14 protein-coding genes are annotated in these 15,713 nt (G+C 71.6%); 8 read left to right on the top strand and 6 right to left on the bottom strand.

Annotation, left to right across the window (positions count from 1 at the left end; translation table 11 throughout):
• Positions 1–50: 50 nt before the first annotated feature.
• From ABTY62_RS00720 to ABTY62_RS00710, 3 genes are all read left to right on the top strand, one after another.
• Positions 51–1,664 carry an ABC-F family ATP-binding cassette domain-containing protein gene (locus tag ABTY62_RS00720; RefSeq protein WP_352127138.1) on the top strand — a complete coding sequence of 538 codons (1,614 nt, stop codon included), beginning with the start codon at positions 51–53 and terminating at the stop codon, positions 1,662–1,664.
• 101 nt (positions 1,665–1,765) lie between these two features.
• A complete protein-coding gene (locus ABTY62_RS00715; protein WP_352127137.1) occupies positions 1,766–2,329 on the top strand; it encodes a CGNR zinc finger domain-containing protein in 564 nt (187 codons plus the stop codon).
• 143 nt (positions 2,330–2,472) lie between these two features.
• Positions 2,473–3,042: a hypothetical protein gene (locus ABTY62_RS00710; protein WP_352127136.1), complete on the top strand. Its 570-nt coding sequence runs from the start codon at positions 2,473–2,475 to the stop codon at positions 3,040–3,042.
• A 289-nt stretch (positions 3,043–3,331) separates the two neighbouring features.
• On the opposite strand, the gene ABTY62_RS00705 is transcribed toward ABTY62_RS00710, so the two are convergent.
• Together ABTY62_RS00705 and ABTY62_RS00700 are read right to left on the bottom strand one after the other, a co-directional pair.
• Complete coding sequence (locus ABTY62_RS00705) at positions 3,332–3,526, bottom strand: hypothetical protein (protein WP_352127135.1); 195 nt, start codon at positions 3,524–3,526, stop codon at positions 3,332–3,334.
• A gap of 253 nt (positions 3,527–3,779) precedes the next feature.
• The gene (locus ABTY62_RS00700) at positions 3,780–4,229 is read right to left on the bottom strand and encodes a hypothetical protein (protein WP_352127134.1); all 450 of its coding nucleotides are present in this window, start codon (positions 4,227–4,229) and stop codon (positions 3,780–3,782) included.
• A 350-nt stretch (positions 4,230–4,579) separates the two neighbouring features.
• On the opposite strand from ABTY62_RS00700, the gene ABTY62_RS00695 reads away from it, so the two are divergent.
• The 5 genes from ABTY62_RS00695 to ABTY62_RS00675 all read left to right on the top strand — a co-directional run bounded on the left by ABTY62_RS00695 (position 4,580) and on the right by ABTY62_RS00675 (position 8,821).
• Positions 4,580–5,458, top strand: coding sequence for an alpha/beta fold hydrolase (locus ABTY62_RS00695; protein ID WP_352127133.1), 879 nt, complete (start codon positions 4,580–4,582; stop codon positions 5,456–5,458).
• The gene (locus ABTY62_RS00690) at positions 5,458–6,042 is read left to right on the top strand and encodes a hypothetical protein (protein ID WP_352127132.1); all 585 of its coding nucleotides are present in this window, start codon (positions 5,458–5,460) and stop codon (positions 6,040–6,042) included. The genes ABTY62_RS00695 and ABTY62_RS00690 overlap by 1 nt, the downstream gene beginning before the upstream one ends.
• The gene (locus ABTY62_RS00685) at positions 6,042–7,607 is read left to right on the top strand and encodes a hypothetical protein (protein ID WP_352127131.1); all 1,566 of its coding nucleotides are present in this window, start codon (positions 6,042–6,044) and stop codon (positions 7,605–7,607) included. The genes ABTY62_RS00690 and ABTY62_RS00685 overlap by 1 nt, the downstream gene beginning before the upstream one ends.
• 29 nt (positions 7,608–7,636) lie before the next feature.
• Positions 7,637–8,320: a DUF169 domain-containing protein gene (locus ABTY62_RS00680; protein WP_352127130.1), complete on the top strand. Its 684-nt coding sequence runs from the start codon at positions 7,637–7,639 to the stop codon at positions 8,318–8,320.
• 336 nt (positions 8,321–8,656) lie between these two features.
• Positions 8,657–8,821 (top strand): hypothetical protein, encoded by a 165-nt coding sequence (locus ABTY62_RS00675; protein WP_352127129.1) that lies wholly within the window; start codon positions 8,657–8,659, stop codon positions 8,819–8,821.
• A 22-nt stretch (positions 8,822–8,843) separates the two neighbouring features.
• On the opposite strand, the gene ABTY62_RS00670 is transcribed toward ABTY62_RS00675, so the two are convergent.
• The 4 genes from ABTY62_RS00670 to ABTY62_RS00655 are packed head-to-tail and all read right to left on the bottom strand — an operon-like array spanning position 8,844 to position 15,712.
• A complete protein-coding gene (locus ABTY62_RS00670; RefSeq protein WP_352127128.1) occupies positions 8,844–10,031 on the bottom strand; it encodes a glycosyltransferase in 1,188 nt (395 codons plus the stop codon).
• Positions 10,028–10,861: an alpha/beta fold hydrolase gene (locus ABTY62_RS00665; protein ID WP_352127127.1), complete on the bottom strand. Its 834-nt coding sequence runs from the start codon at positions 10,859–10,861 to the stop codon at positions 10,028–10,030. The genes ABTY62_RS00670 and ABTY62_RS00665 overlap by 4 nt, the downstream gene beginning before the upstream one ends.
• Positions 10,862–10,863: 2 nt before the next feature.
• Positions 10,864–11,199 carry an acyl carrier protein gene (locus ABTY62_RS00660; protein ID WP_352127125.1) on the bottom strand — a complete coding sequence of 112 codons (336 nt, stop codon included), beginning with the start codon at positions 11,197–11,199 and terminating at the stop codon, positions 10,864–10,866.
• Complete coding sequence (locus tag ABTY62_RS00655) at positions 11,189–15,712, bottom strand: beta-ketoacyl synthase N-terminal-like domain-containing protein (protein WP_352127124.1); 4,524 nt, start codon at positions 15,710–15,712, stop codon at positions 11,189–11,191. The genes ABTY62_RS00660 and ABTY62_RS00655 overlap by 11 nt, the downstream gene beginning before the upstream one ends.
• Between the last annotated feature and the right edge of the window lies 1 nt (position 15,713).

The raw sequence follows: 15,713 nt of genomic DNA, 5'->3' as shown, positions 1-15,713 counted from the left end.
GAGGCCCCGCGCCCGGCGGGCCGACCACCGATCACGTTGGACGGTTCCCTGTGCCCCAGCCCGCTCTGCTCGCCCACGACCTCGTCCGCACCCTGGGGGGCCGGCGCGTCCTCGACGGCGTCTCGCTGACCGCCTCCCCCGGCCACCGCATCGGCCTGATCGGGGAGAACGGCGTCGGCAAGTCCACCCTGCTGCGGGTGCTCGCCGGCGTGGACGAACCCGACACGGGACGCGTCTCCCGCCCCGCCGAACTGGGTTTTCTGCACCAGGAGATGCCCTTCGACGCCCCCTCGACCATCGCCACGGTGCTCGACGAGGCCCTCCGCGAGGCCCGCGAGGACCTCGCGGAGCTGGAACGGCTCGGCGAGGACCTCGCCCACGTCCCGCAGGACCATCCCGGCCACCAGGAACTCCTCGACGCCTACGGCAGGCGGCTGGAACAGGCCCAGGACCGGGAGTCCTGGGACGCCGACCGCCGCGCTGCCCTGGTGCTGAACGGCCTGGGCCTCGGCGCGCTCGGCCACGACCGCACGCTCGGCTCGCTGTCCGGCGGGCAGCGCGGCCGGCTGGCCCTGGCCGCGCTGCTCGTCCGGCGCCCGCGGGCGCTGCTGCTGGACGAGCCGACCAACCACCTCGACGACGGAGCCGCCGCCTTCCTGGAGGAGCAATTGCGCGGCCTGCCCGGAGCCGTGGTCGTCGCCAGTCACGACCGGGCGTTCCTCGACGCCGTCTGCACCGATCTGATCGACCTCGACCCGGCGGTGGACGGCCCGGTCCGCTACGGCGGCAACTACAGCGCCTACCTGTCCGAGAAGCGCGCCGAGCGGGAGCGCTGGGAGCGGCGGTACGCCGAGGAGCAGCAGGAACTGGAGGAGCTGCGTCACGCTGCGGGCGTGACCGCGCTTCTGGTCGCACCGGACCGGGGGCGGCGCGACAACGAGAAGATGGGGTACGGCCACCGCGCGGGCCGGGTGCAGAACCAGATCTCCCGCCGGGTACGCAACGCCACCCGGCGGCTGGCGGAGCTGGAGCACAACCGCGTCGCCGAGCCGCCGCGCCCGCTGCGGTTCGCGGCCGGGGAACTGGCCGCGCGTGCGGAGGAGGGCCCGCGGCCCCTGGTGTCCCTGCGGGACGTACGGGTGCCGGGCCGGCTCGCGCTGGCCGGCCTGGAGGTGTCGGCGACCGACCGGCTGCTGGTCACGGGCGGCAACGGAGCGGGCAAGTCGACGCTGCTCCAGGTGCTCGCCGGACGCCTCACCGCCGAGGGCGAGGTGCGCAGGCGGCGCAGGCTGACGGTGCGGCTGCTCACCCAGGACACCGTGTTCGACCGGCCCGACCGCACGGCCCGGGACACCTACGAGCTGTCGCTGGGACCGGAGCGGGCCGGGAAGGTGCCACTCGCCTCCCTCGGTCTGCTGCACGAGGCGGACCTGGACAAACCGGCCGGACAGCTGTCGGTCGGACAGCGCCGCCGGCTCGCGCTGGCCCTCCTGGTGGCCCGGCCGCCCCAGCTGCTGCTGCTCGACGAGCCCACCAACCACCTCTCCCCCCGCCTGTGCGACGAGCTGGAGGCGGCGCTGGGCACCGGGCCGGGTGCGGTCGTGGCCGCGAGCCACGACCGCTGGCTGCGCCGGCGGTGGCAGGGCCGTGAACTGCGGCTGTGACCGGGCCAGGGGCAGCACACGATCACCCCCTCCCGGATGAGCACCACCCAGAACGGTGACAATCCTTGCGGTACGGAGCAGTCACCCGTCAAGATGGTGATGTGAATCTTAACCATGTCTTCGTATGCGGGAACCCGGCCCTCGACTTCGCGGCCACCCTCCGCGCCCGGCGCTCGGCCCGGTTCGAGATGTTCGTGTCGCCGGAGCGGCTCAACGCCTGGTACCTGGAGTCCGGACTCGTGGACACGATCACGCCCGGCAAGGAGGACGACGTCCGCGAGGCGACCACGGTGCGCGAGGCCGTCTACCGGCTCATCACCAACCGCCGTCTCGGCGAGGAGTACGACCGGGAAGCGCTCGCCGTGGTCAACGGAGCCGCGCGCAAGACCCCCGTGACGCCGCAGCTCACCCTGACCGGCCGGCACACCGAGGCGACCCCCGAGCAGGCCCTGGCCACCGTCGCCCGGCAGGCGGTCGAACTGCTCAGCGGCCCGGACGTCCCACTGCTGAAGGAGTGCGGCAACCCCGAGTGCACGCGCGTCTACATCGACCGCTCCCGGGGCATGCGGCGGCAGTGGTGCGGCATGGAGTCCTGCGGCAACAAGATCAAGGCTGCCGCCTACCGCGCCCGCAAGAAGACCACGCCCGCGGTGACCGTGCACTGACCCCCTGCTCCAGGGGGTCACACGCACCGCTGCGCCCCCGAGTGAACATGCACGGAATACCGTCCAGCGTTGACACCTGTCTACACGGGCCCTCGGCGTGGGTACCATGCGCAACGTCATCCACATCGAGGGAGTGAACGGTTGTGACCAGCCAATCAGCCGACACGCTCCGATCGCGGTACGTAACACAAGCCGCTTCGGACCTGAAAGAGAACCGCCGGCGACAGCAGGAACTGGCGGAGAAGATCGCGATGTTGAAGCAGGAGGAAGCCCTCCTGGCGGACATCCTGAACCTCGCGCAGCGGTACGAGGATTCCGCGGACCCGTCGCGTCTGCCCGAACAGGCGCAGGACGAGCCCGTCGTCACGAAAGCGAAGCCAGCGCCCACGGGAGCCGCGTCGCGGCGCCCGGCGCCGGCCAAGGCCGCTCCGGCGGGCAAGGCGGCGAAGGCCGGCGCACAGGAGAAGTCGCACCAGCCTCTGCTCGGCAACCTCCTGGCGGATCTGCTCGGCAACCACAACGAGCCGCGCCTGGCGAAGGAGTTGCGCGAGGAGCTCCTGGAGAAGCACCCGGACCGCACCCCGACACCACAGGTGGTGCGGAACACCCTCGAGTCCCTCGTCGCCAAGGGACGCATCCAGCGTCTCAAGCAGCAGCGTTCCGTCATGTACACCCTCGTGAAGCCGACAGGCGGCGAGGAGACGGCCGACTGACCCTTCGTCAGGGGAAGCTCGAAACCGCCGGACCGCACCCCGACAGCACCACACTCCTCCCGCAGGTGGTCGTGCCCGGAGTCGGGGGCGGGACCCGCGGTCAGGGGTGGCTCAGGCCGCGGCGCGGGCGTCGACGGTGACGGGGATGTTGCCGCGCGTGGCCTTGGAGTAAGGGCAGACAAGCGCCACCCGGCCGAACACGTTTCCGCGTTACCAGTCAAGGCGGTGGCGAAATCACGACAGCCCTCCCATCACCTGCCAAGGCGGTGATTGGGGGCTTTCCGCTGACTTACAGCCCCAGATCGAGGGCCAGGCACGAGTAGTACTTCCAGGAGCCCGCGGGGTCATAGGAGGCATTGATCCCTCCACTCGGCGCGGCCTCCACCTCTTCGGCCATGTCCTCGAAGCGGATGCGCTCGGGGAGCCTGCCGTAGCGCGCGTGGCGCGCCGCCGCGTCGGCGTCCATCGCGAGGTCCTTGTTCATGACCGTTCTCCACTTCGTCGACCACGGATCGCGTCCCGCTTGTCACCTCGGGCGACTTTCAGCATGCACCCCTAGGCGTCACCAGTCAAGGCGGTGACGAGTTGCGGGAGCACATGTGCGTGGCCGGTATCACATGTCGCCCGACGGGATCAACGGCCTTGGCGCGTCCTGATGCGCCTACGGCCAACGTCTCGCTGACCTCGGGGTGTTCGCACGCGCCCCGGCCGAAAAACGGCCCACCCTGCGCGAGGCGTCACTCGGTTCGGCGGCGGACTGCTGAGAGGAGGCGTCGCATGCCGACCACGTGCCCACCCGTCCCGATGACGAGCCGTCGGTAGAGGCCGCCGGCCAGACCGGGAAAGGCGGCTCGGCTTTCGGCACGCAGGCGCGATCGCCCCGGGCTGACGTGTTCGAGGCGGAAGATCAGGGCGTAGGACGAGAAACGATGGCGCCCCTGGAGGACCAGCTCCCGCCCCGGGACCGCAGCCGCCACCCGCCAACCGGGAAGCGTCGAGCCTTCGGCAAGGGGGCGTGGCCCGGACGCTGCGCGATCGGCGCACCCCACCAGTTTCACGTAACCGGCCACGCCAGGGCCCGAGAACGACCCGTCCAGAGTTTCGGCCAGACCGCGCCAGACCTCGTCGGTCTCCGCTGCGATGACCGTCGTGTGCTCATCGATGTACGGCAACGAAGCGATCTGCATCAAAGCCTCCATGAGGTTCCCTCAGGGGTGGGAGAGACGAGCTGATCACACCACTGCTCACCGGGAACCGGTAGGTGGCGGGAATGAGGGCTGAGGGTGGACCAGCGTGATATCCGCCGGGATCTTCTCCTACGCCATCCGGCCCGTCCCCGCCACCCACAAGTCCGGATTCGCCGAGTGCCTCAACCGGGCTACGCTGGTAACAAGCGCCTCACGAAGGCAAGGGCCTGCCCGCCCAGGGAGAGGCTCGGCGGCGTTCAGGCCACGTCGGCCCAGCTGGTAGGGCGTGATGTCCGTGCGGGGCGAGGCAGGATCCATCAAGCGACCCGAAAGGGAAGAGATGATCGATCATGTCGACGAGCGACATCGCCCTGACCGCCCCGAACCAGTTTGTTGAGGCATCCAACGGGGTGAAATACGCCTACCGGCGGTTCGGCACTCCCTCCCCCGGCGTGCTCCCGCTGGTGATGTTTCAGCACTTCCGCGGCAACCTGGACAACTGGGATCCGCTGCTGCTCGGCGCCCTCGCGTCCGGCCGGGAGGTCATCCCGGTCGACAACGCCGGGGTCGGTCTGTCGTCCGGGACGGTGCCGCACACCATCACGGGGATGGCCCGCGACGCCATCGCCTTCATCGACGCGCTCGGGCTGACACGGATCGACCTGCTCGGGTTCTCCATCGGCGGTATGGTCGCCCAGGAACTGACCCTGATCCGCCCCCAGCTGGTCCGCCGGCTCGTGCTGGCCGGCACCGGACCCCAAAGCGGCCAGCTGATGCACGGCTGGATCAACGACGTCCAATACCTCGCCAACGTCGCGGACAATCATCCCGAGGACCTGCTGTCCTTGTTCTTCGAAGTCACCCCGACCAGCCAGCAGAAAGGCCGGGAGTTCCTGGAGCGGCGCGCCTCCCGCACATCGGACCACGACAAGCCCGCCGGTTTGCAGGCCCGCGACGCCCAGATGGACGCCATCACCCAATGGGGCATCCCCGCACCGTCCCGGCTGCACCGGCTGGCCGGGATCACCCAGCCGGTCCTGATCGCCAACGGCGACAACGACATCATGATCCCGACCGGAAACTCCTGGCTGATGGCACAGCATCTGCCCAACGCACGTGTCCGGATCTACCCCGACTCCGGCCACGGCTTCCTCTTCCAGTGGCCCGAGGAGTTCGCCAAGCTGGTGCACAGCTTCCTGTCCGGGGCCGGCGAGGAGAAGGCCCCGTGATGGACACGACCGACCGGCTACGGGTGACCGCGCTGCGGGCGCTGCTGTGGTGGCTCGGGCATGGACTGGTGCTGGCGTCGCGGTTGAGCGCACCGGTCCGGTCGCAGATCACACGCAGTCTCACGGTCGAGATCTCCGCCGACGACGGCCCCTCACGGCACTGGGTGTTCGACAGCCAGCGGCGCCGCGTGTCCAGCTCGGCCGGAAGAGCCAGGGCACCCGACTTCGCGGTCCGCTTCGCCGGCAGCGGTCAGGCGCTTCGTCATCTGACATCGCCGGATGGGATCGACCGCATCATGCGCGGCCGGATGCACGGGACCGTCCGGGTCGAGGGAAACCATCTGATCCTCTTCTGGTTCCGCGGCCTGATGCGTCAGCTGGTGCCCATCGGCGGGGCGGGTCCTCCCCGGCAGGCCCTGCCGGGCGCGTACGTGGCACACGATCCGGCCTCGAACGGTGTCGAGCAGATCACGATCGAGCCGGCTGTACGGCAGCTGGATCCACTCTGGACCGATGCCTGGAACGCGCGGGCCAAACTGTGGATCGTGCGGGGGGCGAACGGCGAACCGTTGCGGGAGCCGTGATGAGCCCGCGCGCCGAGACCTCCGAGGAGGGAACGCCGATGGCCGCGCTGAACGACCGTGCGCTCGGCTGGCTGCGGTTCATGTGGGACAAGGCGACCACCCCGGACGACTGGAGCGACCAGGGCGAACCGCATCCGTGGTGGGACCGCTACACCGCGCCGCCCATGTGCGCCTTCCCCCGATTCGACCTGCACTACATGGCGTACGCCCTTCCGGTCATGCTCGAAGCGACGCCGGCGTGGCGGGAGGTCTACACCCGGATCGCCGACGAACTCATCCGCCGCTATGTCTCGTTCTGGGGCGCGGTCGACTGGTGCACACTGATCGGCCCTGATCCCGGTGTGGACCGCTACCCGCCCGAGTGGCTGACCTTCATCCCGGAACCGCTTCGCGGCCGCTACCCACCACCAGGATGGACGGGAAACGGGGTCGAGCCATGGGGGCTCCAGCCGGACCCGGTGGGCGCCGACGGCAATGTGTTCTACCGGGGCTGGCTGAACCTGCTCCTCGGGATACGCCGCTACGTTTCCGGAGAGGCCGGCGAGCGCGAACCCCTCCACATCACCGGGTACCAGAACCGCCAGTTCACCTGGACCCACGCACGGATCGCGGAACTCATCTCCGCCCAGTTCCGTACCCGCCCGCAGGGCCCGCACTGCGAGAACACCAAGATCTGGCCGTTCTGCGTCAGCGCCGCCGGGCTCGGGCTGAAACTCTACGACTCACTGCTCCGAACCACCCTGCACGAGCCGTTCCCGCACTGGGTCGACTACGTCCGCCGGCACTACATGAGCCTGACCCGCACCGGCGAGCTGCGCACCTTCGCGCTCTACTACGACCCGATGGAGCAACGCCTCCACACCCTGCCCGGGCCCTCGGTGGCCCACGGGGTGTTCCCCTGCCTGCTGTATCTGTACCCGCAGGACCGCGAGTTCGCTCTGTGGACCTACGAGCTGGCGATGCGGCGACTCGGCTGGAACAACCCGGATCTGCCGCTGAGCAAGCTCCACCCCGACCCCAACCACCTCAGCACGGCCATGTGGATGGCACACGAGGTGGAGGACACCGCCACCGAAGACCGCATCCGGGATTTCGTCGAGCGTGAATACCAGCCCCGGTTCTTCGGCGAGGAGAACGACCGATTCGCGTTCTGGTTCGGCTACGACTCCACCTGGCCGCGCGGGCAAGTCAACGCCACCCTGATGCTCGCCGAGAGCGGCAGCCCGGGAGCGTGGTGGCGGATCTTCAACGAACCCCGGCTCGCGTCGGCATCGGAACCGCAGCTCCGCGGCGTCGACTACCCCGACATCGGCATCCGCCACGCCCGGAACGACATGGCCCACCACGTCCTCAGCATCGAGACCACGGCCGCCACGCCCTCACGGCGAGGACATCCCACCAGCTTCACCATCGACCGGCTCCCCAGCCCCGCCGAGGCATCGGTCACCGTCGACGGCCGGGACTCGGCCGGCTGGGACGTCACTGACGGCGACTCCATACGAGTCCACCTGGACATCGGCGACCACCGGATCCGCGTCGCCTTCCCGGGCGGCGGCTCCCGGTAAAGCGGTTCCCGGACATATAGGGTGCCGCCATGACGCCCGCGTCCGCTTTCGCAACGCCGCTCATCGAACTTCTCGGCCTGGCATACCCACCCGTCGCCATCACCTTCGGCACAGAACCCGCCACCTCCAGCGGCGAGAGGCTCCCAGCCCAGCCGGCAGGCTGCTGCTTCTGGGAACCCGCCCAGCGCCGCCCCCTCGACACGCACGCCGCGGACCACGCCAACTGTAGTACCGGAAGCTACACGCACGGCCTGACCGACCTGGCCGCTGCCGCCTCAGGGTCCGACACCGCCGCCCTGGTCAGCAGTGGTTGGATCACGCCGGCGGACCTCACCTCCGTCGCACACCTGCCGATCCGGCCGACGTCGATCCGCTACGAACCGCTCACCGACGTGACCAGCCCGGACGTCGTGCTCGTCCGGCTGTCGCCGTCCTCGCTCATGACCCTCCACGGCGCATGTCCGGACCTGCGGCTCGCCACCAGGCCACAATGCCAGATCATTCCGCTGGCCTACGGCGGCCAGGTCGCGGTCAGCCCTGGATGCGCCATCAGCCGGGCCCGCACCGGGCTGCCGGCCGAAGAGATGACCTGTGCGCTGCCCGCCGGGAGCCTTCCCGCGGTCATCGACCGCCTGCGGCAGGCCGTAGCCGCCGACCGGGCGGCCGTCGACTATGCCACCACCGACCGCCGGCGCTTCGAGCCACTGGACTGACATGTGTGAGCTGCTCGCCAACGCCATCGCGGCCCATGGCGGGATCGGACGCTGGCAGGAGCTGGCCGAGGCGCGAGCCACGATTGTCAGCGGCGGCCTTCTGTTCGACGTAAAGGGCCTGCCGCAGGATCCCGCGCCCCGCGAGATGACCGTCCGACTGCACGAGGAACACGCCTCGGTGCGGCCCTTCGGCTCTCCCGATCAGAGGACCGACTTCACACGGTCTGGCGCGGACTGCGGGCCGCCTTCCCGAGCTATATCGCCAGCCACAGCACCCACCAGGACTTCTACTTCGGCCCCGACCACCGGCTGCGGCGCCACGACTACCACGTCGACGTGGCCGGCGGATTCGCCACCGCACAGTATGTCCACGACTGCGTAGAAGCGGACGGCATCGTACTGCCGACCAGACGCCGGGCATACCGCCGCGACACCGACGGCCGCCCCATCATGACGCAGCTCATGGTTTCGATCGACCTCAGCGACGTCACCTTCAGCTGAGAATCTTGTTTCGCTTGGCACACTATTTATTCCGACGGAGCATCAGGAGTGCTTCGAGGCGGTCGGCCGCTGCCACGCTTCCGCCTGCCGTCCGGAACGAGCGGCTTACCGCCCGCGCCGCCGCGCGGTGCCCCGACGCCTCGTCCAGGACCGTGTCGACGGCGTCGGCGATCCGCCGCGCGTCGGCGCGGCCGAAGCGCAGCCTGACGCCCGCGCCCGCGTCGGTGACCTGGCCCGCGACGATGGGCTGGTCGTCCCTGATGGGTGCGACCACCAGCGGGACGCCGTGCCACAGGGCCTCGCAGACGGTGTTGTGCCCGGCATGACAGACGACGGCGTCGACGCGGGCGAGCAGCGGCAGTTGGGGAATGTGCGGGCGCAGCAGGATGTTCTCGCCCGTTCTGGTCACGCTGCCGGCGGGGTCGACGACGACGGCGCGTACCCCGGCCATGCCGGACAACGCCTGGACCGCGGCGTTCAGGAACGGCGCGCTCGCGTCCGCGTTCGCGGTGCCGAGGCTGACCAGGACGGTGCGCTCCGCTCCCGCCAGCCACTGCCAGGGAAAGTCCGCGGACGGCGGGCGGTCGGTGACGGACGGGCCGACCAGCCAGACGTGTCCGGGCAGTTCGACCGGGCCCAGGAGCGCGCGTGTGGTGTAGGCGAGCACGCCGTGCGGGGACATCCTCGGATCGGCCGTGCCCCTGCCGTCCGCGATCCGGCCGCGCAGCGCCTCCAGCAGCCCGTCCAGCCAGGCCGCCACCTTGGGCATCCCCGCGAGCGGGTCGACCAGCTCGGCCGAGGTGGTCGCGGAGGTGACCCAGGTCAGGCCGAGCGACTCGGCGACCATGCCGCCGGCGACGGTCTGCTGGTCGGCGATCACGAGGTCCGGGCCGAACTCCTCGATGGCCTCCCGTGTCGGGGGAGCCATGTGGTCCGCCAGCGGGATCAGGAAGCTCTCCCACAGGAACCGGAAGGCCGCGGGTCCCTTCAGTTCGGCGGTCCGATCGGCGATCTTGGTGGCGCGGTCCGGCACCAGGTGGGGCCGCACACAGGGGTACACATGCGCCTCGGGTCCGGCCAGGCGGCGCACCAGGTCGGCCGGGCCCGCCCAGGCGATGTCGTGGCCCCGCGCGGCGAGCGCGGCGGCCGTGCCGACCGCCGGGTTGATGTGGCCGACCAGGGGCGGCACGACAAACAGGAACCGGCTCATCGAACCCCCTTCGCGGGGGTGTGGATGTCGTCGTGGGTGTCGTCGTGGATGTCGTCTTCCAGCCATTCCAGCAGCAGTTCGGCCGTCTCCCTGGTCCGCTCCACGAGCACCGAGTGTCCCTGATCGGGCAGGACGACGGTGCGGCAGTGGCCGAGGGTGGCGGCCAGGTGGCTCGCCTGGGCGGCGAGTTTGGAGTCGGCGCCGAAGACGGCGAAGACGGGGCAGCGGATGTCGGCGAGCCCGTCGTCCAGGACCCGGCTGCGCGGAATGTCCTCGCTCAGCGTGGTGGCGTCCAGGATGTCCCCGGCGAGTTGGAACGGGCGCGCGTTGCGCTCGGGGTCCTCGGCGAGCCAGGTGCGCACCTCCTTGACCACCAGGCCGCCTTCCTCGCCGGTCAGGCCCTCGGCCATCTTCTCGGCCCACGACTTCACCGGCGGCTCGGACTCGATCGCGATGACGGACCGGACGCGATCGGGGCGGGCGGCGGCCAGCCCGTAGGCGATGGCCCCGCCGAAGGAGTTGCCCACGACGTGGGCCGGGCGGTCCTCCCCGAGGGCGTCGAGGAGCCCGTCGAGGTCCGCCACGAAGTCCTCGAGGCGGTAGCCCGTGGCGGGGCGGCCGGTCCGCCCGTGCCCCCGCAGGTCGTACATGAGGACGTCCATCCCCCGCTCGGCGAAGGCGGGGCCGAGGGAGAAGTAGTAGCTCGCCAGGCTGTCGATGAGCAGGCCGTGGACGAGCACCACCAGGGGCGGCGGCCCGTCGGCCGGCGGCCCGGCCGCGGTCATGCGCTGCACGTGGACGTCCAGTTCACCGACGCGGATCTTCGCCATCCTCAGACCGCCTCGGCCGCGGGCTCGGCGGGAAGGGACGCCACGACGTGGCGCACCAGGTCGCCGACGGTCAGCGCGATGAGCTCCTCGAGGCCGCGGTCCGCGATGAAGGCGGCGAAGTTGACGGTGTCGCCGTAGTGTTCACGCAGCGCCGCGGTGAGCGTGACCAGGTCGATGCTCTCCAGTTGGAGGTCGTCGTGGAACAGGGTGTCCATGGTGATCTCGGCGTCGTCGAGCCCGTACTCGCCGAGGACCTCGCGCAGCATGCCCGTCACCTCGTCCAGCACGGTCTGCTCGGCCGGAGTGGGGCGTCCGGCTCCGTGGGCTTCAGCGGTCATCTTCGCTCTCCTCCTCGTGGGTGGCCATCCAGCCCACGACGTAGTTCCTGGGGGGCAGTCCGGGCGGGTTGCCGACCGCTCTGTGCTGGACGTGGTACGTGCCACCGCCGGTGCTGACGGTGAGGGTCGTATCGGTGGCGGCGGTGATCTCACAGCTCTCGGGGCCGCGGGCCTTGGCGACGGCTTGCCCGGCGACCCGGAAGCGGGTGAGCCACAGGGCCTCGGGTTCACCGGTGTCGCGGACAAGGGAGCCGAGCAGGTCCCGCTCCCGGGTGCCGAGTGCGGCCTCGAAGGTCCCGCCCGGGCGCTCGGTGACCTCCTCGATGTCGATGCCGCAGGGGCCCGTCCTGGCGATCGCGACCGCGGCCTCCGCCCGGTGCGCGCAGGAGACGTGCAGGTCGGGGAGGGTGCGGCCGTAGGCGCCCGTGACGTGGGGGCGTCCGGCGGGGTCGTTCGCGACCCGCACTTCGGCGGGGAAGATCCCGCCGCTCCCGGCGTCCCACATCCGCCGCCGGACGGCGTCCTTGACCGCGATCCGGCCGAGCAGCCACTGGCGCCGGCCCCGGGGAGCGTATGTCTCGTAGGCGGTACGTTCCTCGCCGGCCAGCATGTTGCGCATGATCAGTTCGCGGGTGGCCAGGTCGGGCCACCGCTCGTGGACCAGGACCCAGCCGCCGTCCTGGGGCTCGGAAAGGGTGTGGTGCTCCGGTTCGCGGTCCACCCGGCGGACCTGCGGATCACTGTCGAAACGGCGGTCGCGCCAGCCGCTGAACTCCGCCCAGACACGGCCTCGATGAACCAGCTGCATATCGGCTTCGAGCGTGGTCTCGGTGACGGAGACGATGCGGATCAGACAGTCCAGCCGATCGCCCGGCGCGGGGGGCGGGCCGTGGAAACGGATCTCCCGCATGCCGACGGGGAAGACGGTCGTGCGCGTGGATCGCTGCGACATGATCCAATAGCCGAGCAGCTGGCCCACGTTGTCCAGCAGCGCTCCGGGGGCGGGCGGGGTGGTGAGGACTCCCCGCACATGCGCGTCGCCGATCGCGGTCAGCTCGGTCACGCCCTGGAAGCTCGGGCCGTGGAACATCCAGCGCCGGGTGTACAGCTCGCGGGCGGTCAGATCGCCGGGGCGCTCCTGCTCCGGCGGGAAGGTCCACGGGCCGGGTGGGTGCCGGTCGTGGCCGCGTGCGAGCTCGACGGTGGCGCGGGCGTACGGGCCGAGGGTGGCCGTCACCCGGGCCGTGCCCGCGGGATGCGGGGGCGCGGGGGTGACGTGGACGGGGATGTCGACCGTGGGGACGGCGGTGATCCACTGGTTGAGCCGGACGTCGTGGACGGCCACCGCACGCAGGCCGGGGGCGGCCCGTTCGGCGAAGTCCATGAGGTGTCCGATGACCGTGGTGCCGGGTACGACCGGCCAGCGGTCGGCCGTGTCGGCCTGCGGCGGCTGTTTGAAGAAGCAATGGTCGAGCAGGTACGGCATGGTGTCGACGGAGATCCGCAGCGAGGTGTGCAGCTCACCGGGCGGCGGCGTGGCGGGCGGGACCTGACGTGCGTACGCGGTGGCCCTGGGCGCGGTGGGGGCGGCGACCGCCCGGGAGGCGTCGCGGCGGCCCGCGCCGAGGACGTCCGCCGCGAGCGCCGCGGTGTCGTCGAGCAGCGCCGCGAACTCGGCGGCCAGCGGGTCCCGGTCGCCGAGGACGTCGAGGGCGTCGTGGGCCGAGGGCCGTGCGCTGCCGGCCGCCCGGCGCGGCGGGGTCAGGGCCGCGCCGACCGCGGTGCGGGTGGGTTCGTCGAGGGAGATCAGCGCCCCGCCCAGGTCGAGCCGGACCGGGCGGTACGCGGCCTTGCGCGCCCGGGTGGCCGTCGGGTGGAGCACGCCCTGGTCCGCCCTGGCTCCGTCGGCCCAGAGCGCGGTGGCCACGCGGCGCAGTTGGGGAAGGCCGGAGCGGTGCGCCGAATGGGCGGGAACCACGAGGTGATCGCGGCCCCGCAGGGTGTCCGCGATCAGTGATCCGAGCTGGCCGGCGCCGAGTTGGACGAAGGCGCGGAAGCCCGCCGCGTACATGGCCTCGATCAGCTGCCGGAAGCGGACCGGTTCCAGGAGGTGGCGGATGAACAGGTCGTGTACCGCCTCCGGTCGCGAGGGGTACTCGCCGCACGTGGTCGCGGACCAGACCGGCAGCTTCGCGGGGTGCAGCGTGTAGGCCTCCGCCGCCTTGCGTATCGGGCCCAGCGCGGGCCGGAGCATGGGGGTGTGAAAGCCCGAGCGGAACGGCAGGATCTGCGAGATCACGCCCTGCCCGCGGAAGCGGGCGACGAACTCCTCGACCGCTTCCGACGGGCCGCAGATCATGGACTGGCTGGGGGCGTTGTCATGCGAGAGCACGACCCTCGTCTGTCCCCGGAGAGCTTCCACGACGCGGTCGGCGGGCGCGCCGATCACCGCGAAGGCCAGGCCCGGCACGCGCAGCGCGTCGGGGTCGAACGAGGCGAGGAAGGCGTCGACCTCGTCCTCGGCGTGGATGCCGGCGGCGGCCATGGCGGTCCACTCGCCGAGGCTGTGTCCGGCGAGCGCGTCGGGCACGACACCCATCCGCTCCAGCGCGGCGTGCAGGAGGCGGCCGAGCTGGAAGACACCGGTGCCCTGGCGGCCGACATCGCCGACCGTGACATCGGTGCCGGACAGCGACCATGGCAGGCCGAAGTGTCGGGCGACGTCGTCGCAGTTGGGTTCGAAGTCGGCTTCGAGGCCGGGGAAGACGAAGGCGAGTCGGCCGCCTGCGTCGCCCAGCAGTGGCTCGGGGACGAACCACACGTCGCTCCTGCCGCGCCACGGTCTGCCCCGGTCGACCGCCTTACGAGCGAGCGCGAGCCGCCCCGCGGTCGGATCCACCACGCCGAGCCGGACGGGGCCGACGGGCTCGGGTCCGGTCCCGTCGGCCGCGGTGGCGCGGAGGGTGGCGTCGTCGCGGTCCAGCAGCCGGGCCAGTTCGGCGGGGGTCGCCGCGGCCAGCCGCAGCACCCGCTCGGGCTCGCGCAGCACGGCCGCGGGGCCGAGCGGGCCGGCGGGGCCGGTCGGAGCGGCGGGGCCGGTCGGGGCGGTGCGGGGCTGTTCCAGGACGACATGGGCGTTGATGCCGCCGAACCCGAAGGCGTTGACCGCGGCACGGCGCACGGGGCCGTGGACGTCGGGCTCCCAGGGAACGGCGGCGTCCACGGTGGTGAAACGGGTGCGGGCGAGCGCCGGGTGCGGGTCGTCGCAGTGCAGGGTCGGCGGGAGGACGCCGTGGTGCACGGCGAGCGCCGCCTTGATGAGCCCGGCGATCCCGGCGGCCGGCATGGTGTGGCCGATCATCGACTTGACCGAGCCGATCACGCCACGGGGCGCGTCCCCCGGCGGGCCGAAGACCGCCGCGACGGTCTCCAGTTCCGCGCTGTCCCCCGCCGGGGTGGCGGTGCCGTGGGCCTCGAGCAGCCCCACGGCACCGGGCTCGGCGGGATCCCGGCCGGCCCGGCGCCATGCCTGACGGATCGCCTCGGCCTGGCCCGCGGAGTCCGGGCTGAGCAGGCCGCCGGTGCGGCCGTCTCCCGCGACCCCGGTGCCGGTGATCACGGCGTAGATCCGGTCGCCGTCGCGCTCGGCGTCGGCGAGCCGCTTGAGCACCACCACGCCGGTGCCCTCGCCGATGAGCACTCCGTCGGCGTGCCGGTGGAACGGGCGGATGCGCTGGCTCCGGGACAGGGCTCCGAGTTGGGAGAACACGCTCCACAGCGTGATGTCGTGGCAGTGGTGGACTCCCCCGGCCAGGACGACGTCGCAGCGGCCGGTCTCCAGCTCACGGGCCGCGTGGTCGACCGCGATGAGCGATGAGGCGCATGCGGCGTCCACCGTGTAGGCCGGACCGCGCAGGTCCAGGCGGTTGGCGAGCCGGGAGGCGGCCAGGTTGGGCACCAGGCCGATGGCCGACTCCGGGGCCTCGGGCCCGAGTTGCTCGGTGAAGGCGCGGCGCACTTCCTCGAGGCGCCGCTCCCCGAGGTCCGGCAGGAGTTCCCGCAGCGTGTGCACGAGCTGGCCCGCGGTGCGCACCCGCTGGTCGAGGCGGACCAGGCCGGGCGTGAGGTAGCCGCCGCGGCCGAGGATCACCCCGGCGCGGCGCCGGTCGGTGAAGAGCCCGTCGGCGTCGCCGGCGTCCTGGACCGCCTGGGACGCCACCCGCAGCGCGAGCAACTGGTCGGGCTCGGTGGCCCGTACGGACGCGGGCATGATGCCGAAGGCGCTGACGTCGACGTCGGCGAGCTCGTCGACGAACCCTCCGCGCCGACAGTAGACGCGGTCGGCGCGGCGTTCGGCGTACGGGGCGTAGTACGCGGTGTCCCAGCGGCCCGCGGGGACGTCGGTGATGGCGTCCGTCCCCTGGACGAGGTTGTGCCAGTAGGTGTCGAGGTCGGGGGCGCCGGGGAAGAGCGCCGACATGCCGACGACGGCGATCGGACAGGGTTCGGCCATC

This window comes from Streptomyces sp. NPDC097640 (assembly GCF_040302705.1).
Classification (GTDB): Bacteria; Actinomycetota; Actinomycetes; order Streptomycetales; family Streptomycetaceae; genus Streptomyces.
The sequence above is the reverse complement of the archived record's forward strand: the minus strand, read 5'-3'. Positions and strand labels throughout refer to the sequence as shown.